The sequence below is a fragment of the Sphingomonas trueperi genome (assembly GCF_011927635.1).
Classification (GTDB): domain Bacteria; phylum Pseudomonadota; class Alphaproteobacteria; order Sphingomonadales; family Sphingomonadaceae; genus Sphingomonas; species Sphingomonas trueperi.
Genome location: NZ_JAATJB010000012.1, coordinates 16,918 through 35,134, shown reverse-complemented (window position 1 = coordinate 35,134; position 18,217 = coordinate 16,918). Strand labels below are relative to the sequence as shown.

Genomic DNA, 18,217 nt, shown 5'->3' with positions numbered 1-18,217 from the left:
ATTTGCCATCACCTGCACACGCGATATCGTAGCGGCGGGGGGACGGCGGGGATTGCGCATGAAGTGGTTGACGTTGCTGGCGCTTCTGGCGAGCCTCGTCGCAGGACCGGCCTGTGCGGACTGGCGGGTGGCCGAAACGGCGCATTTCATCGTTTATGCCAACGCGTCCGAAGCGACGCTGCGCCGCAATGCCGAACGGCTGGAGAAGTTCGACAAGGCACTGCGCCTGTCGCGCGGCATCCCGGAATCCTCGCTGGGCAAGGCCGGGCGGGTGGCGGTCTATTTCGTCAGCAGCGAGGACCGCGTCGCCGCCCTTGCCGGCAGCGCCAATGTCGCCGGCTTCTACATTCCGCGCGCCGGGGCCTCGGTGGCATTCGTGCCGGACGATCTTTTCGGCGACGGGCCGCTCGCGCTCGGTTCGCAGCAGGTGCTGCAGCATGAATATGCCCATCATTTCATGGCCACCACCTGGCCGGATGCGGCCTTCCCGTCCTGGGTGTCCGAAGGCTGGGCCGAGTTTCACGCCACCGCCAGCTTCGATCGCGAGGGCAACCTGCAGTTCGGCGGGGCTCCGCTCTATCGCGCCCATGGCTTGCTGACCGGCAATCCGCTGCCGATCCAGCAGATCCTCGCCGGCGCGGCGGGCAAGCTGCGCGCGGACCAGCGCGACGCGCTCTACGGGCGCGGCTGGGCGCTGGTCCATTACCTGACCTTCGCGCCGAGCCGCAAAGGCCAGCTGAGTGCCTATCTCGACGCGATCACCAAGGAACGGAAATCGCCCGAAGCGGCGGCGGCCGCGTTCGGCGATCTCGGCGCGCTGAACAAGGAACTGGAGCGCTTCCTCCAGCAGCCCAAGATCACCGGCTTCCGCATCCGCGCGGAAAACCTCGCCGTCCCGGCCGTGACGCTCCGACTGCTGCGGCCGGGCGAAGCCGCTATCCTGCCGGTGCGGATCCGATCCGATGCGGGTGTGGACAAAAAGACCGCGCCGGGCGTCTATGCGGAGGCGAAGAAGATCGCGACGCGCTTCCCCGACGATCCCGCGGTCCAGCGCGCGCTGGCCGAGGCTGCCTATGACGCAGGCGACTATGCCGCCGCGCTCGCCGCCGCCGATCGCGCCATCGCCGCAGACCCGAAGCTGGTCGAGGCGCAGTGCTACCGCGCGATGGCGCAGATGGCGATCGCCGAGGCCGCGAAGGACGAGAAGCCCGAAACCTGGACCGAGATCCGCCGCACGATCGGCCGCGCCAACCGGCTCGATACCGAGGATCCGCGCCCGCTGATCCTGTTCTTCCGCAGCTATGCCGATCGCCGGCAATGGCCGCCCCAGATCGCGCGCGACGGCCTGATGCACGCCTATGCCCTGGCGCCGCAGGATCGGGGCTTGCGGATGCAGGTCGCCGGTATGCTGATCGGAGAGAAGAAGCTGGCCGAGGCGCGCGCGATGCTGCTGGTGCTTACCTATGATCCGCATGCCTCCGGCATCGGTGCGGCTGCCTCCAAGATGATCGACACGATCGACGCGCGGATCAAGGCGGGTGTCGACGCTGCATCGGCGCCTGCCGGTGCGAAGTAGCGGCGTTGGCGCGGCGCCGCTTGAACCCGCGGCACTTTTCGCCGAAAGCGCGGACCATGGCTAGAACCGGGGTGTTTCCGCGCATGCGGCAGGTGATCATGCTGGTGGCGATGCTGCTCGCCTGGAGTGTGCCGGCGCGTGCCGACGACATTTCCGCAGCGGGGCGCGGGGTGGTGCGGATCGTCACCATCGCGGTCGCCGATGACGAGGTGGTCGGCTTCGGCCATGGCAGCGGCTTCGCGGTGGCGCCGAACCGCATCGTCACCAACGCGCATGTCGTCGAGCTCGCCTCGCGCTATCCCGGCAACGTCGTCATCGGGGTGGTGCCGTCCGAGGGCAGCAAGTCGTTCCAGGGCAAGCTGATTGCGATCGACACCAAGCGCGACCTGGCGCTGATCGAGTTCAGCGGCGCCAAGTTGCCGACGCTGGCGCTGTCCAGCGCGGCAGTGACCGATGGCGAGACGCTGTTCGCGCTTGGCTATCCCGGCAATGTCGACATCGCCACGGCGCGCTCCGCCGCCGATTTCATCACCCCGCAATCGCCGGTCCGCTCGCAGGGGGGCTTTGCCGGCACGCGGACGCTGGAGGGCATTTCGGTGCTGCTCCACACCGCCAACATCGCGCGCGGCAATTCGGGCGGACCGCTGCTCGATGCGTGCGGGCGGGTGCTCGGCGTCAACTCGGCGATCACCAACAGTGAGGAAGGCGATTCGACCTTTGCCTTCGCGATCGCCTATCCGGAGCTGACCGCCTTCCTCACCCAGGCCAAGCAGCCCTTCGTCTCGATCGCGGCGCCGTGCATCAGCGTCGAGCAGCGCAACGCGCTCGACAAGGCGGCCGAGGAGAAGGACCGCGCCGACATCGCCAACCGCAATGCCCAGGCCGAATCCGCTGCGGCGCGTGCGCGCGAGGCGGCGATCGACAAGGCCCGCGCGGCGAACGAGTCCGCGCGCGAGACCTACATGGCCGGCGCCGCGGTGCTGCTGGTGTTCGGCGCGCTGGCGCTGGGGGCGGCGGGGCTGCTGCTCTCGCGCGACCGGCAGCGCCCGGGCGTGTGGACCGCGGTCGGCGGCGGCGCGCTGCTGCTCGGCGCCGTCGCGCTGTTCGTGCTGCGGCCAAGCTTCGACGAGGCGAGCATCGCCGCGCCGGGCGAGGGCAACCAAAGTGCCGAGGCCAAGCTGCCGGCCGATGCCGCGGAGGGTCCGCTGGTCTGCACGCTCCAGCCCGATCGCAGCCGCATCACGGTCTCGCCGGGTCAGGCGGTGCAGCTCAATGTCGGGCCCGACGGCTGCTTCGACGGCGGCACCCAATATGCCGAATCCGGCCGCCGCTGGCAGCGCGTGCTCGTCCCCGCCGACGAGCAGACGGTGACGGTGCGCGAATTCGATCCCGACAGCGGTACGCTCACCGACACGCGCTATTTCCTCTCGGCGGCCGACATGCAGAAGGTGCGCGACGTCAAGCCGGTGGTGCCGGTCGCCCAGTGCACCGCCGACCAGGCCAAGCGGGCGAGCCTCGCCAGCCTCCAGCAGCTGATGCGCGCGACGCTGCCGCCGGCCTATAACGAGAAGCTGGTCTATCACTGCGCGCCTGGCGGGGCGGAGTAAGCGCGGCCCGGACAGGCGCGCGCGGACTTCACAGAGGATCGCCATTCCCGCGAAGGCGGGAATCCATTTGCCAGGACGCTGGGGAGAGAACCGCGGCAACAGCGCCAATGGATCCCCGCCTTCGCGGGGATGACGAAGGGTATGGTGCGGCCGATGGCTTTACCAAACCGACCACGGCCGCCTATTTCCGCTCGCGCACGCCCTCGCGCGATCGCAGCGCCCGCTTGCGCTCCAGCCCATAGGCATAGCCGCCCATGCTGCCGTCGCCGCGCTGGGCGCGGTGGCAGGGAATGGCCAGCGCGACCGGGTTCGCCCCGCACGCGGTGCCCGCTGCCCGCACCGCCGCTGGATTTCCCGCCATCGCCGCGAGTTCGGCGTAGCTGCGCGTCTCGCCGGGCGGGATGGTGCGCAGCGCCTGCCACACCGCCTCCTGGAAGGCGGTGCCCTGCACGTCGAGCGGCAGGTCGCGCTGGCGGTTGGGGTCCTCGACCAGCGCCACCACGTGCGTCGCGAGCGCGGCGAAGTCCGCGTCGCCAGGCACCACCGTCGCGGCGGGGAAGCGGCGGGCGAGCATCGCGGCATCCTCGTCGAAGGCGATGCGGCACAGGCCCTTGTCCGTCGCGGCGATCAGCAGCGGGCCGAGGCTGGTGTCGGCAAGCGTCCAGCGGATCGTCACCCCCGCCCCGCCGGCACGCCATGCGCTCGGCACCATGCCCAGCCGCGCGCCCGCCTCGGCATAGAAGCGGCTGGGGGCCGAATAGCCGGCGGCGTAGATCGCCTGGGTCACGCTGTCCTCCGCGTCGAGTGCCGCCGCCGCCCGGCGTGCGCGCAAGCCCCGGGCATAGGCGGCGGGGGTCACGCCCGTCGCGCGCTTGAACAGCCGATTGAAATGGTGCGGCGCATAGCCGACCGCCGCTGCCAGCGCCTCGAGCCCGATCGGCTCCTCCGCCGCATCGAGCAGCGCGGTGGCCCGCGCCACCGCCGTGGCATCGCGCGCCGCCTCGTCCGGTTTGCAGCGCAGGCACGCGCGGAAGCCCGCCGCCGCCGCCTCCGCCCCTGCATCGAAGAAGCGGACATTCTCCGGCCGGGGTCGCCGCGCCGGGCAGCTCGGTTTGCAGTAGATGCCGGTGGTGGTCACCGCGACGACGAAGCGCCCGTCCTGCGCCCGGTCGCGCGCGGCGAAGGCGTTCCAGCGGGCATCGTGGATGGCAGCGATATCGGTCATGCAAGCGCTATACGCCCATTGGCGTAGTTGAAGCATCCCGCTGCTTGCGCGCAAAGCCGCCCGGGCTCTTGCAGTCGGCGCGCTTTGCTGGCAACGTTAACGTTAACACGCGTGCTGGCGCGGAAAAGGGAGAGTGCATGTCCTTCTGGCACCGCACGAGCGCGCTGCGCTGGTGGATCATCGGCATCGTCATGCTGGGCACGATGCTCAACTATCTGACGCGGAGCACGCTGGCGGTCGCGGCGCCGAGCTTCATGGTCGATCTCCACATCGACGAGCAGCAATATTCCTACATCACCGCGGCCTTCCAGGCCGGCATCATGCTGCAGCCGGTGGTGGGATACATCCTCGACGTGGTCGGCCTGCGCTCGGGCATGGCGTTGTTCGCCGCCGGCTGGGGCCTGCTGAGCATGGCGCACGGCCTGGCGTTCAGCTGGCAGTGGCTGTTCGCGCTGCGTGGGCTTCTGGGCTTTGCCGAGGGCACCTCGCACACCGGCGGCCTCAAGGTCGTCTCCGAGTGGTTCCCGGCGCGCGAACGCGGCTTTGCCGGCGGCATCTACAATCTCGGCGCCTCGGCGGGCGCGGCGCTGGCGGCACCCTTGGTCGCGGGATCGATCGCCTTGTGGAACTGGCGCGCGGCCTTCGTGGTCACCGGCGTGCTGGCGCTGCTCTGGGCGCTGCTGTGGCTGCTCAACTATCGCACCCCGCAGACCCATCCCAGCATCTCGGAGCAGGAGCGCGACCTGATCCTCAGCGGCCAGGAAGCGCATATCCAGGAACGCGCCGAGCGCCCCTCGCCGCTGCGCCTGCTCGCCCAGCGAAACTTCTGGGGCATCGCCCTGCCGCGCTTCCTCGCCGACCCAACCTGGGGGACGCTGACCTTCTGGATGCCGCTCTATCTGGTGAAGGTGCGCGGCTTCAACCTGGGCGAGATCGCCGTCTCCGCCTTCCTGCCGTTCATCGCCGCCGACCTGGGCTGCATGTTCGGACCCGCGCTGGCGCTGTTCCTCCAGCGGCGCGGCATCAGCCTGATCAACGCGCGGCGCTGGACCTTCACCTTCGGCGCGCTGCTGATGACCGGCATGGTGTTCGTCGCCAGCGTCGAGAGCGCCTGGCTGGCGGTCGCGCTGCTCTGCCTCGGTGGCTTCGCGCACCAGACCCTTTCGGTCACCGTCATCACCATGGCCAGCGACCTGTTCCCGCGCAACGAGCTCGGCACCGTCGCGGGCCTTGCCGGCACCTTCGCCAACAGCAGCATCCTCATCTTCTCGCTGCTGATCGGTGGACTGGTCGCCTCGCTCGGCTATGGCCCCTTCTTCATCGCCCTCGGGCTGCTCGACCTCGTCGCCGCCCTTCTTCTCTGGACCCTCGTCAAGGCGCCCCGATGATCCGCAATCCGATCCTTCCCGGCTTCAACCCCGATCCGTCGATCTGCCGCGTCGGCGACGATTATTACATCGCGACCTCGACCTTCGAGTGGTTCCCCGGCGTGCAGATCCACCACAGCCGCGACCTCGCCAACTGGACGCTGGTCGCCCGGCCGCTGGTGCGCGCCTCCCAGCTCGACATGCGCGGCGATCCGGACAGCTGCGGCGTGTGGGCGCCGTGCCTCACCCATGACGGCGCGCGCTTCCACCTGCTCTACACCGATGTGAAGCGCTATGGCCGCACCACGATGGGCGGCGCCTCGGGCGCGTCGCTGCGCGACTTCCACAATTATCTCGTCACCTGCGACACGATAGACGGGGAGTGGTCCGATCCGATCCACCTCAATTCGAGCGGGTTCGACCCCTCGATGTTCCACGACGAGGACGGCCGCAAATGGGTGGTCAACCAGCTCTGGGACCACCGCCCCGGCCGCAACCGCTTCGCCGGGATCGTGCTGCAGGAATATGATCCTGCGGCGGAGAAGCTGGTGGGGACACGCACCAACATCTTCCCCGGCACCGCGCTGGGGCTGACCGAGGCCCCGCACCTCTATCGCCGCGGCGAGTTCTACTACCTCCTCACCGCCGAGGGCGGCACCGGCTGGAATCATGCCGTCACCATGGCGCGGTCGCGGGAGATCACGGGGCCGTACGAGCTCCACCCGGATACCTATATCCTCTCCAGCCGCACCCGCCCCGACGCGGTACTGGCGCGCGCGGGCCATGCCGATCTGGTCCACACGGCGGACGGCGAACCCTGGCTCGCCTATCTGTGCGGGCGCCCGCTGCCGGGGCGCGGGCGCTGCGTGCTCGGCCGCGAGACCGCGATCCAGCCGATGCGCTGGGCCGAAGACGGCTGGCTCTACACCCGCGACGGCCGCGGCCTGCCCGAGCTGGAGGTGCCCGCGCTCAGCAACACCCCCTCGCCGCGGCGGCAGACCGAGGAGCGGCACGACTTCGACTCGGCCACGCTGCCGATCGATCTGCAATGGCTGCGCACTCCCGAGCCCGACCGGATCTTCAGCCTCACCGCGCGGCCTGGCCATCTCCGCCTGTTCGGGCGCGAGACGATCGGCAGCGTCTTCACCCAGGCGCTGGTCGCGCGGCGGCTCCAGGCCTTCTGCACCTCGACCAGTTGCGTGCTCGACTTCGAGCCGCAAGACTTCCAGCAGGCGGCGGGGCTGGTGGTCTATTACAACAGCACCAAGTTCCACTACCTGCATGTCAGCCATGACGAGGACGTGGGCCGCCATCTCCGCGTGATGACAGCGCTGCCCGACGCGCCCCAGGGCGACGCCTTCACCGCGCCGATCCCGCTGCCGGCGGGGCCGGTCGAGCTACGCTGCGAGGTGGATTACGAGCGGCTGCGCTTCGGCTGGCGGACGGCGGGCAGCGAGGCTTGGCACTGGCTCCCCGAACTGTTCGACGCCTCGATCCTCTCCGACGAGGCGAGCGCCCCCGGCCTGCCCAACTTCACCGGCGCGTTCATCGGCATGGCCTGCCAGGACATGGGCGGCACGGGCGCACCGGCGGATTTCGATTGGTTTGCGTATCGCGAGCGGGCGTTCGTGGTGGATCCGGCTATAAGCTAGATCATGGCTATCGAGATCGCCTCTGCGCGCGCTCTTGCCGAGGCGCACGCTCGCGGCTGCCTGCGGAGCGTCGCCGGGAATCGTGACGCATATCTCCGTGAGGAACATGCAGAAGCACCCAACTGCTGGTTCTTCTTTCGGGCCAAGGACATTTCGGTCCCGCCGGAGCAGTCGCTACTGGCCGACTGGGCGTATGCCGTCAGCAGGTGGGGCGATGTGCGGATGATCGTGGATCTCTCCGGCGATGTGGAGGCGCTTTCGAGGTACCTTTTCGAGATGTCCGGCTTCTTCGAAAGGTCTCGGGACAACGTCCCTATGTAGGCTCGGGATAAATCACAGCAGGCCTCGCCCGGCACATTTGCGGCCCTACATCGGCCCCTTGATAGCACCGGCCTCCATGTCGAACGGCAGAGTCGCCAAGCGGCGGTGCACGCAAACGTCTCGATCAGCCGGGATGGCCAATAGTGCACGAAGCCTGTCCTCGGCGTCGGATGGCTCATCGACGGCTACGACATAGAGGAGCGCGCCCTCTGGATGCTCAACCTCGACGACCCAACCCACTACTCCCCCTCGCGCAACATGCTCGCCCGCCGCAGCCGCGCCTCCAGATCCTCCACCATGCGCTCCCGGCTGCGAAACGCATGCTGCAGGTCGCGCTGGCCGAGCGGCATCAGGAATTGGCAGCCATGGCGCTGGCCTTCGCGCCACACCACCCGCGCCTCGCGCGCGCCGGCGCCCGACATGCCGATCCAGATCAGCGTGCCCTCGGGCAAGTCGACATCGGCGGTGAACAGGAAGCCGGTGCGCGAGAAATTCTCGACCACCGCGTCGAACGGGCGGCCGTCCATGCCGCGCACCGTGGTTTCCCGATTCACCAGGAAGCGCACCGCGCCGCGCGCATCCATGCTTCCCCACACTTCCAGTCTCGCGACGAGCACCAGCACCTGTTCCCTTGCCCCAGACCTCCACACCTACCGCAATCGGGGTTAACGCCTGACCAACAGGCGACCACATCCTTGACGCGGCGCAACATCGCTGCCATATGCGAAATCACGACGAGGCATTTACATGCAGCGTGATCGGCGGCGCGCCCCTTCTGGGGACCTGCTCCGCTAGGCTCTGCTTCGTCGCTTATCGGCTTCCCAAATCACGCGGGGCGTCACTTGTTGACCCCGCCTTCGCGTGCGCCCTTTGAAGATGCGTGCGCGCCGGCCGCATCCATAAGGTACTACCATGTTATTCAAAGACCTCGGCCTTTCCGAGACCGTCCTCGCTGCGCTCGCGGCGAAGGGCTATAACGAGGCTACGCCGATCCAGGCGCAGTCGATCCCCGCGCTGCTCGAAGGCCGCGACCTGCTCGGCATCGCCCAGACCGGCACCGGCAAGACCGCCGCGTTCATGCTCCCCTCGATCGACCGCCTCGTCGCCAGCGGCAAGCGTGCCCAGCCGCGCGGCTGCCGCATGCTCGTCCTCGCGCCGACGCGGGAACTCGCCGCGCAGATCGCCGACAATGCCAAGCATTATGCCAGCGGCACCGGCCTGCGCATCGCCACCGTGTTCGGCGGCACCTCGGTCCACAAGAACAAGACCGACCTGGCGCGCGGCGTCGACATCCTCGTCGCCACCCCGGGCCGCCTCGTCGACCTGCTCGACCAGTGCTACATGATCCTGCTCGGCATCGAGATCCTGGTGCTCGACGAAGCCGACCAGATGCTCGACCTCGGCTTCATCCATGCGCTGCGCCGCATCGTGAAGGAGCTGCCGGCCAAGCGCCAGTCGCTGTTCTTCTCGGCGACCATGCCCAAGTCGATCCGCGAGCTGGCCAGCCAGTTCATCCACAACCCGGTGGAAGTGAAGGTGACCCCGGTCGCCACCACGGCGGAGCGCGTCGAGCAGTTCGTCACCTATGTGAACCAGACCGAGAAGCAGGCGCTGCTGACGATGCAGCTGCGCAACCTCGAGATCGACCGCGCGCTGATCTTCACCCGCACTAAGCATGGTGCCGACCGCGTCGTGCGGCTGCTCGCCGGCAACGGCATCGCGGCGAATGCGATCCACGGCAACAAGAGCCAGCCGCAGCGCGAGCGGGCGCTGGGCGAGTTCCGCTCGGGCAAGGTCAAGCTGATGGTGGCGACCGACATCGCCGCGCGCGGCATCGACGTGTCGGGGGTGAGCCATGTGTTCAACTTCGAGCTGCCGAACGTGCCGGAACAATATGTCCACCGCATCGGCCGCACCGCGCGTGCCGGGGCGGACGGCATCGCGATCAGCTACTGCGCCGATGACGAGCGTCCGTATCTGAAGGACATCGAGCGGCTGACCCGCCAGAAGCTCACCGTGCAGCCGCTGCCGGAGAACTTCATGGCCGAGGCCGACAAGATCAAGTCGACCCGCTCGCCGATGCCGGCGAGCCGCGACGAGCAGAACGGCCGCAACGGCCGCGCGATGCAGCATGCCCAGGGTCGTCGCGGCGACGGCCAGCCGGGCGGTCGCGGGCGTGGCGGTCCGCGCAGCGATGCGCCGCGCGGTGGCGAGCAGCGCCGGGCCGAAGGCGGTCCGCGCAGCGACCAGCCGCGTCGCCAGGAAGGTGCCGGCCATGCCGGTGCCGGGGCCGGCGCGGGTCGCGGTCCGGGTGCACCCAAGCGCAAGTTCAACGCGCGTCCGGCCAGCAGCGGCCAGGGTCGCCCCGGCGGCAATCGCGGCCAGGGCGGCGGCGCGGGTCGTTCGCGCTGAGCTGAGGACAAAGGGCGCCGTCGCTTGCTGCTGCAGGTGACGGCGTCCACCTAGACGATCGTCATCCCCGCGAAGGCGGGGATCCATTGATGGAGACGGCGCGGCGTTTGCTGACTCGTCCTGGCAAATGGATCCCCGCCTCCGCGGGGATGACGACTTTTAGGGCGCAGGCAATGCCGTTCGTCCCAACCCGGCACGGCTGTGCCAAAGCCGGTCATTCACCAATTTCGATAAGCTGGCGGCCTCCCCCGCGCGCCCGCTAGCGCTGGTCCCCACAACAGGTGGGAACAGACGATAATGCGCAATGCCCTGATGGCCGCAGCCCTGGCGCTCGGCGCGGTGGTGCCGGCAGCCGCCCATGCCACGGTGGTGATCACCGGCTATGACGACGATCCCGGCTATCTCGCCGCGGACGCGATGGTCTACACCCCCACCGGCTTTGTCGGCTATTGGCCGGGCATGAGCCGCTTCCGCTTCACTGGCACCGAAAACGGCCAGGCGGTGGCGTTCCTCACCTATTGCGCCGATGCCTTCACCGCGATCGGCACCGGCAGCTTCGAGCGCACGGGCATTTCCGCCGTGCTGAGCGACACCACTCGCCAGCAGCAGCTGCTCACCCTGCTCACCCACTCGGACGTCCTGCTCGGCAACGAACAGGACCTGCTCGCCCGCAAGACGATCTCCGCCGCCACCCAGCTCGCGGTGTGGGAGATTCTCGAGGAGCATGGCGGCAGCTACGACACCACCAGCGGCCAGTTCTACACCGTCGGCGGCAACAGCGACGATGCGCGCGCGCTCGCCAATTCGTACCTGACCCAGATCACCACGGGCGGCTGGACCGCGATCGCAGGGCACAAGCTGCAGCTGCTCTTCTCCAAGGACCAGCAGAGCCAGGTGTTCCTGAGCGCGGTGCCGGAACCCTCCAGCTGGGCAACGATGATCGGCGGCTTCGCGCTGGTCGGCGGGATGTTCCGGCGCAAGCGCGTGGCGGTCGCCCGCATCGCCTGACAGCTTCTATGTGCATGATTTCAGGGCAGGCGAGCGCATCGCCTGCCCTTTTTCTTGCCCGCATCCAGACACGCCGAACCACAAAGATGAAACGAGCGTGTGACGTTTCGGCGACTCGGGTTGCATACGGCCAAGCGCGATGCTAGCAGCCCGGCAACCCATCGGGGGCGCAGTATGCGTCGCCCCCCTTTTGTGCATGGGGTCACTTCCGACCCTCCGAGAGGAAACGAATCGCGTGGAGAATTCCGGCGGTATTCAGGCCAGTCTAAGCGGACGCTACGCAACCGCGCTGTTCGAGCTGGCACGTGACGCCAAGGCCATCGAGGCCGTCGAAGCCAGCCTTGCGACCGTGCGGGCGGCGCTCGACGAGTCGCCCGAGTTCAAGGCGCTGACCACCAGCCCGCTGATCGGCCGCAAGGACGCCGGCAAGGCCGTGGCCGCTGCGGCGGGCGCGATGGGCCTGGATGCGACGACGACCAAGTTCCTCGGCGTGCTCGCCGAGAACCGTCGCCTGGCGCAGCTGCCCGCGATCATCCGCACCTTCCGCGCGCTGGCCACCAGCCACCGCGGCGAGACGACCGCGGAAGTGACCTCGGCACACCCGCTCGATGCCGAACAGGTCGACGCGCTCAAGCAGCAGCTCCGCACCCGTATCGGCCGCGAGGTCTCGGTCGACCTGTCGGTGGACCCCTCGCTGCTCGGCGGCCTGGTCGTGAAGATCGGCAGCCAGATGATCGATTCGTCGATCAAGACCCGACTGAACTCCCTCGCGCACGCGATGAAAGGCTGAAGGCTAAGAAGATGGATATCCGCGCCGCAGAAATCTCGAAGGTCATCAAGGACCAGATCGCCAATTTCGGCACCGAAGCGCAGGTTTCGGAAATCGGCCAGGTGCTGTCCGTCGGCGACGGCATCGCGCGCATCCACGGGCTGGACAATGTCCAGGCCGGCGAGATGGTCGAATTCGCCAATGGCGTGCAGGGCATGGCGCTCAACCTCGAGGCCGATAACGTCGGCGTCGTGATCTTCGGCTCGGACGCCGAGATCAAGGAAGGCGACACCGTCAAGCGCACCGGCACGATCGTGGACGTCCCCGTCGGCAAGGGCCTGCTCGGCCGCGTCGTCGACGGTCTGGGCAACCCGATCGATGGCAAGGGCCCGATCGAATATACCGAGCGTCGCCGCGTCGAAGTGAAGGCCCCGGGCATCATCCCGCGTAAGTCGGTGCACGAGCCGGTGCAGACCGGCCTGAAGGCGATCGACGCCCTCGTGCCGATCGGCCGTGGCCAGCGCGAGCTGATCATCGGCGACCGCCAGACCGGCAAGACCGCCGTCGCAATCGACACCTTCATCAACCAGAAGGGCCCGAACAGCTCGGGCGACGAAGGCAAGAAGCTCTACTGCATCTACGTCGCGATCGGCCAGAAGCGCTCGACCGTCGCGCAGATCGTCCGCCAGCTCGAAGAGAATGGCGCGATGGAGTATTCGATCGTCGTCGCCGCCACCGCCTCGGAGCCGGCGCCGCTGCAGTTCCTCGCGCCCTATACCGGCTGCGCGATGGGCGAGTTCTTCCGCGACAACGGCATGCACGCCGTGATCGTGTATGACGATCTTTCCAAGCAGGCCGTCGCCTATCGCCAGATGTCGCTGCTGCTCCGCCGTCCGCCGGGCCGCGAAGCCTATCCGGGCGACGTGTTCTATCTCCACAGCCGCCTGCTCGAGCGCGCCGCGAAGATGAACGACGCCAACGGCTCGGGCTCGCTGACCGCGCTGCCGATCATCGAGACCCAGGCAGGCGACGTGTCGGCCTATATCCCGACCAACGTGATCTCGATCACCGACGGCCAGATCTTCCTCGAGACCAACCTGTTCTACCAGGGCATCCGTCCGGCGATCAACGTCGGTCTGTCGGTGTCGCGCGTGGGCTCGTCGGCGCAGACCAAGGCGATGAAGAAGGTGTCGGGCTCGATCAAGCTCGAGCTCGCCCAGTATCGCGAAATGGCCGCGTTCGCGCAGTTCGGTTCGGACCTCGACGCCTCGACCCAGAAGCTGCTGAACCGCGGTGCGCGCCTGACCGAGCTGCTCAAGCAGCCGCAGTTCAGCCCGCTGTCGTTCGAAGAGCAGACCATCTCGATCTTCGCCGGCACCAACGGCTACCTCGACAATGTCGCGGTCAAGGACGTCGTCCGCTTCGAAGCCGCGATGCTCGCGCACTTCCGTTCGCAGCATGCCGATGTGCTCGCCGAGATCCGCGACACCAAGGCTTTCGAGAACGGTACGCGAGACAAGGTGAAGGGCGTGCTCGACGCCTTCACCAAGACCTTCGCCTAAGGGACTGCCGCCGGATGGCCAACCTCAAGGAACTCAAGGGCCGGATCGCCTCGGTCAAGTCGACCCAGAAGATCACCAAGGCCAAGCAGATGGTCGCGGCGGCAAAGCTGCGGAAGGCGCAAGCCGCCGCAGAAGCCGCGCGCCCCTATGCCCAGCGCCTTGAGGGCGTGGTCGCCAGCCTCGCCAGCAAGGTGGGGGCCAGCGACAATGCGCCGCGTCTCCTCGCCAGCACCGGCAAGGCGGACACGCAGCTGCTCATCGTCGCCAATGGCGACAAGGGCCTGTCGGGCGCGTTCAACGCCAACATCGTCAAGGCGGCGATCCTCAAGGCGCGCACGCTGATCGCCGAGGGCAAGACGGTGAAGTTCTACCTCGTCGGCCGCAAGGGTCGCGCGGTGATCGCCCGTACCTTCCCCGGCATGATCGTCGGCCAGTTCGACACGACCGCCGTGCGGACCCCCGGGTACGACGAGGCGCGTGCGATCGCCAAGGACGTGACCGACCGCTTCTTCGCGGGCGAGTTCGACGTGGCGACCCTGTTCTACTCGCACTTCCGCTCGGCGCTGGCCCAGGTGCCGACCGAGCAGCAGCTGATCCCGGTCTCGGTGCCGGAGACGACGGTGGCGAGCGCGGGTGCGTCGGTCGAGTATGAGCCCGACGAAGAGACGATCCTCGCCGATCTGCTGCCGCGCAACCTGACGGTGCAGATCTTCAAGGCGCTGCTGGAGAACCAGGCCAGCGAGCAGGGTGCGTCGATGACCGCGATGGACAACGCCACGCGCAACGCCGGCGACCTGATCAACCGTCTGACGATCCAGTATAACCGTTCCCGCCAGGCCGCGATCACGACCGAGCTGGTGGAAATCATTTCGGGCGCCGAAGCGCTCTAAAAGCTGCACGAAGCAAGGAAAGCAACAATGGCAACCGCCGCTGTAGACACCACCCCGACCACGGGCACCAACAATGTCGGCCGCATCAGCCAGGTGATCGGCGCGGTCGTCGACGTGACGTTCGAGAACAACCTGCCGGCGATCCTTTCGGCGCTGGAGACCCAGAACAACGGCAACCGCCTGGTTCTCGAAGTCGCGCAGCATCTGGGCGAGAACACCGTCCGCACGATCGCGATGGACGCGACCGAAGGCCTGACCCGCGGCCAGACCGTGACCGACACCGGCAACCAGATCCAGGTGCCCGTCGGCCCGGCGACGCTCGGCCGCATCCTCAACGTCGTCGGCGAGCCGATCGACGAGCGCGGCCCGGTTGCCACCGACCTCAAGGCGCCGATCCACGCCAAGGCCCCCGAGTTCATCGAGCAGTCGACCGACAGCGCGATTCTCGTCACCGGCATCAAGGTGATCGACCTGCTCGCGCCCTACGCCAAGGGCGGCAAGATCGGCCTGTTCGGCGGCGCCGGCGTGGGCAAGACCGTGCTCATCCAGGAGCTGATCAACAACATCGCGAAGGGCCATGGCGGCACCTCGGTGTTCGCAGGCGTGGGCGAGCGTACCCGTGAGGGCAACGATCTCTATCACGAGTTCCTCGACGCCGGCGTCATCGCCAAGGACGCCGACGGCAACGCGATCTCGGAAGGTTCGAAGGTCGCGCTGGTTTACGGCCAGATGAACGAGCCGCCGGGCGCCCGCGCCCGCGTCGCGCTGTCGGGCCTGACGATCGCCGAATATTTCCGCGACGTCGAAGGCCAGGACGTGCTGTTCTTCGTCGACAACATCTTCCGCTTCACCCAGGCGGGCGCGGAAGTGTCGGCACTGCTCGGCCGTATTCCCTCGGCGGTGGGCTATCAGCCGACCCTGTCGACCGACATGGGCGCGCTGCAGGAGCGCATCACCTCCACCACCAAGGGTTCGATCACCTCGGTGCAGGCCGTGTACGTGCCCGCCGACGATCTTACCGACCCGGCACCGGCCACGTCGTTCGCCCACCTCGACGCGACGACCGTGCTCAACCGCGCCATCTCCGAACTGGGCATCTACCCGGCGGTGGATCCGCTCGACTCGACCAGCCGCGTGCTCGAGCCGCGCGTCGTCGGCCAGGAGCATTACGAGACGGCACGTGCGGTGCAGGCGATCCTGCAGAAGTACAAGTCGCTGCAGGACATCATCGCGATCCTGGGCATGGACGAGCTTTCCGAAGAGGATAAGCTGACCGTCGCCCGCGCCCGCAAGATCCAGCGCTTCCTTTCGCAGCCGTTCCACGTCGCCGAAGTGTTCACCGGCATTCCGGGCGCCTTCGTGCAGCTGGAAGACACGGTGCGTTCGTTCAAGGCGGTGGTCGACGGCGAATATGACCATCTGCCGGAAGCGGCCTTCTACATGGTCGGCGGCATCGACGACGCGATCGCCAAGGCCAAGAAGCTCGCCGACGAGGCGTAACGACAATCTCCCTCTCCCCATCGGGGAGAGGGTTGGGGAGAGGGGCCTGTAACGAGGTGCATCGCTCTCCCCCTCTCCCCCACCCTCTCCCCGATGGGGATAGGGAGTAAGGTAAGAACATGCTGCACTTCGAACTCGTCACCCCGGAACGTCTCGTCCGCTCGGAAGAGGTCCATATGGTCGTCGTCCCCGGCAGCGAGGGCGATTTCGGCGTGCTCGAAGGCCACGCGCCGATCATGTCGACGATCCGCGACGGCAATATCGAGCTCTACAAGCCCGGCGCGACCACGCCCGAACTGATCCGCGTCGAAGGCGGTTTCGCCGAGGTCAACGAGCGCGGCCTGACCGTTCTCGCCGAACGCGCCGAATAAGCCCGGCACCCAGTCGCCGGCCTGCAACAGCCCCGCGCGAGCGGGGCTGTTTGCGTTTGGGGCGCCGCGCATAGTTAGCCAAATCGCAAGGCTTCTCCTTTAGTCCCCGTGTCTTCTGGAGGACTGAAGTTCGATGAGCGCGTTCGGGCGTCGTGGCGGCATTGGGGGGGGAACCGGCGGACGTCCGACCTTTGGCGTCGCGCGGCCGATGCAGGGCGGCGGCTTCCAGCGCCCCGAGCCGCTGCCGCTCGGCGGCGAGCAGTTCCCCCCGCTCGATTCGGTCCCCCTGCCCGGCCAGCACTTCGCCGACCCGATGCTCGAGCGCGACCCGCTCGGCCCCAGCGCCGCCAGCGCCGACGCGATGCAGCGGCTCGCCGATCGCCAGGCCGCGCCCGCCGACCAGGGCAGCTCGCGCAACGAGGGCTTCGAGGCCTCGATCCACCGCATCAAGGAACAGGTGCTGCCGCGCCTGCTCGAGCGCGTCGATCCCGAGGCGGCGGCGACGCTGAGCAAGGACGAACTCGCCGAGGAATTCCGCCCGATCATCGGGGAGGTGCTCGCCGAGCTCAAGCTGACCCTCAACCGGCGCGAGCAGTTCGCGCTGGAAAAGGTGCTGGTCGACGAGCTGCTCGGCCTGGGCCCGCTGGAAGAGCTGCTCGCCGACGCCGCCGTCACCGACATCATGGTCAACGGCCCCGAGCAGACCTATGTCGAGCGCAAGGGCAAGCTGGAGCTGGCCAACATCCAGTTCCGCGACGAGGAGCATCTGTTCCAGATCGCCCAGCGGATCTGCAATTCGGTCGGCCGCCGCGTCGACCAGACCACCCCGCTCGCCGACGCGCGCCTCAAGGACGGCAGCCGCGTCAACGTGATCGTGCCCCCGCTCAGCTTGCGCGGTACCGCGATCTCGATCCGTAAGTTTTCCGCCAAGCCGATCACGCTCGACATGATGGCCAAGGGCGGATCGATGTCCGAGAAGATGGCGACCGCGCTCAAGATTGCGGGGGCCAGCCGGTTCAACATCGTCATCTCGGGCGGCACCGGCTCGGGCAAGACGACGATGCTCAACGCGATCTCGAAGATGATCGACCCCGGCGAGCGCGTGCTGACGATCGAGGACGCCGCCGAACTCCGCCTGCAGCAGCCGCACTGGCTGCCGCTGGAGACTCGGCCGGCGAACCTGGAAGGCCAGGGCGAGATCTCGATTCGCGACCTCGTCAAGAACGCGCTGCGCATGCGCCCCGATCGCATCATTCTCGGCGAAATCCGCGGCGCCGAGTGTTTCGACATGCTCGCCGCGATGAACACCGGTCACGACGGCTCGATGTGCACCCTCCACTCGAACAGCCCGCGCGAGGCGCTGGCGCGGATGGAGAACATGGTGATGATGTCGGACATCAAGGTACCCAAGGAAGCGATCAGCCGCCAGATCGCCGATTCGGTCGACCTGATCATCCAGGTGAAGCGCCTGCGCGACGGCAGCCGCCGGGTGACCAACGTCACCGAAGTGATCGGCATGGAAGGCCCGGTGATCGTCACCCAGGAGCTGTTCAAGTTCGAATATCTCGACGAGGGCACCGACGGGAAGATCATCGGCGAGTATCGCTCGATGGGCCTGCGCCCCTATACGCTCGACAAGGCCAAGCAGTTCGGCTTCGACCAAGCGCTGCTCGAGGCGTGCCTCTGAAAATCCCCCTCCCGCTTGCGGGAGGGGAGACAGAAGCCTCACCCCGCGTGCAAGGCGACGCTGACCAGCACCAGCGCGGCGAACAGTCCGGCCATCTGGATCGCCATCCACGGCACCCAGCCGACCTGCTCGAGGTTGCGCCGCGTGCGGCGGCGATGCTCGGCCACCCCGGCGACAATCGCGATCAGCAACGCAACCCCCGCAGCGATCCAGAATTGTAGTTGCATCGTCACCTTGTTGCGTCACAGTCGCACATCGATAGCAGGGAGC

16 protein-coding genes are annotated in these 18,217 nt (G+C 67.8%); 13 read left to right on the top strand and 3 right to left on the bottom strand.

What is annotated here, in order from left to right; all coding sequences use genetic code 11:
* Nucleotides 1-58 precede the first annotated feature (58 nt).
* Nucleotides 59-1,576, top strand: a complete 1,518-nt coding sequence (locus GGR89_RS16585) for a hypothetical protein (protein WP_125977494.1) — start codon at nucleotides 59-61, stop codon at nucleotides 1,574-1,576.
* A gap of 56 nt (nucleotides 1,577-1,632) precedes the next feature.
* On the top strand, nucleotides 1,633-3,183 hold the full coding sequence (locus GGR89_RS16580; RefSeq protein WP_241218057.1) for a S1C family serine protease: 1,551 nt from the start codon (nucleotides 1,633-1,635) through the stop codon (nucleotides 3,181-3,183).
* A 181-nt stretch (nucleotides 3,184-3,364) separates the two neighbouring features.
* On the opposite strand, the gene ada is transcribed toward GGR89_RS16580, so the two are convergent.
* Nucleotides 3,365-4,408, bottom strand: a complete 1,044-nt coding sequence (gene ada / locus GGR89_RS16575; protein ID WP_125977493.1) for a bifunctional DNA-binding transcriptional regulator/O6-methylguanine-DNA methyltransferase Ada — start codon at nucleotides 4,406-4,408, stop codon at nucleotides 3,365-3,367.
* Nucleotides 4,409-4,545: 137 nt separating this feature from the next.
* On the opposite strand from ada, the gene GGR89_RS16570 reads away from it, so the two are divergent.
* Genes GGR89_RS16570 through GGR89_RS16560 form a run of 3 tightly spaced genes read left to right on the top strand, consistent with a single transcriptional unit; the run spans nucleotide 4,546 to nucleotide 7,748 of the window.
* On the top strand, nucleotides 4,546-5,796 hold the full coding sequence (locus GGR89_RS16570; RefSeq protein ID WP_125977492.1) for an MFS transporter: 1,251 nt from the start codon (nucleotides 4,546-4,548) through the stop codon (nucleotides 5,794-5,796).
* On the top strand, nucleotides 5,793-7,427 hold the full coding sequence (locus GGR89_RS16565; protein WP_125977491.1) for a glycoside hydrolase family 43 protein: 1,635 nt from the start codon (nucleotides 5,793-5,795) through the stop codon (nucleotides 7,425-7,427). The genes GGR89_RS16570 and GGR89_RS16565 overlap by 4 nt, the downstream gene beginning before the upstream one ends.
* 3 nt (nucleotides 7,428-7,430) lie before the next feature.
* Nucleotides 7,431-7,748: a hypothetical protein gene (locus GGR89_RS16560; RefSeq protein WP_125977490.1), complete on the top strand. Its 318-nt coding sequence runs from the start codon at nucleotides 7,431-7,433 to the stop codon at nucleotides 7,746-7,748.
* A 239-nt stretch (nucleotides 7,749-7,987) separates the two neighbouring features.
* Here the strand turns inward: GGR89_RS16560 and GGR89_RS16555 are convergent, their stop codons facing one another.
* A complete protein-coding gene (locus GGR89_RS16555; RefSeq protein ID WP_125977489.1) occupies nucleotides 7,988-8,371 on the bottom strand; it encodes a PilZ domain-containing protein in 384 nt (127 codons plus the stop codon).
* Between the two features lie 289 nt (nucleotides 8,372-8,660).
* Between GGR89_RS16555 and GGR89_RS16550 the strand changes: the two genes are divergently transcribed.
* The 8 genes from GGR89_RS16550 to GGR89_RS16515 all read left to right on the top strand — a co-directional run bounded on the left by GGR89_RS16550 (nucleotide 8,661) and on the right by GGR89_RS16515 (nucleotide 17,947).
* Nucleotides 8,661-10,160, top strand: a complete 1,500-nt coding sequence (locus GGR89_RS16550) for a DEAD/DEAH box helicase (RefSeq protein WP_125977488.1) — start codon at nucleotides 8,661-8,663, stop codon at nucleotides 10,158-10,160.
* Between the two features lie 297 nt (nucleotides 10,161-10,457).
* Nucleotides 10,458-11,168 carry a PEPxxWA-CTERM sorting domain-containing protein gene (locus GGR89_RS22070; RefSeq protein WP_209092317.1) on the top strand — a complete coding sequence of 237 codons (711 nt, stop codon included), beginning with the start codon at nucleotides 10,458-10,460 and terminating at the stop codon, nucleotides 11,166-11,168.
* Nucleotides 11,169-11,403: 235 nt separating this feature from the next.
* Entirely contained in the window at nucleotides 11,404-11,958 is a 555-nt protein-coding gene (locus GGR89_RS16540; RefSeq protein WP_125977487.1) for a F0F1 ATP synthase subunit delta, read from the top strand.
* Between the two features lie 11 nt (nucleotides 11,959-11,969).
* Entirely contained in the window at nucleotides 11,970-13,499 is a 1,530-nt protein-coding gene (atpA, locus tag GGR89_RS16535; protein ID WP_125977486.1) for a F0F1 ATP synthase subunit alpha, read from the top strand.
* A gap of 14 nt (nucleotides 13,500-13,513) precedes the next feature.
* Nucleotides 13,514-14,389, top strand: a complete 876-nt coding sequence (locus GGR89_RS16530; protein ID WP_126000590.1) for a F0F1 ATP synthase subunit gamma — start codon at nucleotides 13,514-13,516, stop codon at nucleotides 14,387-14,389.
* A gap of 27 nt (nucleotides 14,390-14,416) precedes the next feature.
* The gene (gene atpD, locus GGR89_RS16525) at nucleotides 14,417-15,889 is read left to right on the top strand and encodes a F0F1 ATP synthase subunit beta (RefSeq protein ID WP_125977484.1); all 1,473 of its coding nucleotides are present in this window, start codon (nucleotides 14,417-14,419) and stop codon (nucleotides 15,887-15,889) included.
* Between the two features lie 119 nt (nucleotides 15,890-16,008).
* Complete coding sequence (locus GGR89_RS16520; RefSeq protein ID WP_121072229.1) at nucleotides 16,009-16,260, top strand: ATP synthase F1 subunit epsilon; 252 nt, start codon at nucleotides 16,009-16,011, stop codon at nucleotides 16,258-16,260.
* Nucleotides 16,261-16,393: 133 nt separating this feature from the next.
* Nucleotides 16,394-17,947: a TadA family conjugal transfer-associated ATPase gene (locus GGR89_RS16515; RefSeq protein WP_125977483.1), complete on the top strand. Its 1,554-nt coding sequence runs from the start codon at nucleotides 16,394-16,396 to the stop codon at nucleotides 17,945-17,947.
* A 38-nt stretch (nucleotides 17,948-17,985) separates the two neighbouring features.
* On the opposite strand, the gene GGR89_RS16510 is transcribed toward GGR89_RS16515, so the two are convergent.
* Nucleotides 17,986-18,174 (bottom strand): hypothetical protein, encoded by a 189-nt coding sequence (locus GGR89_RS16510; protein WP_125977482.1) that lies wholly within the window; start codon nucleotides 18,172-18,174, stop codon nucleotides 17,986-17,988.
* Between the last annotated feature and the right edge of the window lie 43 nt (nucleotides 18,175-18,217).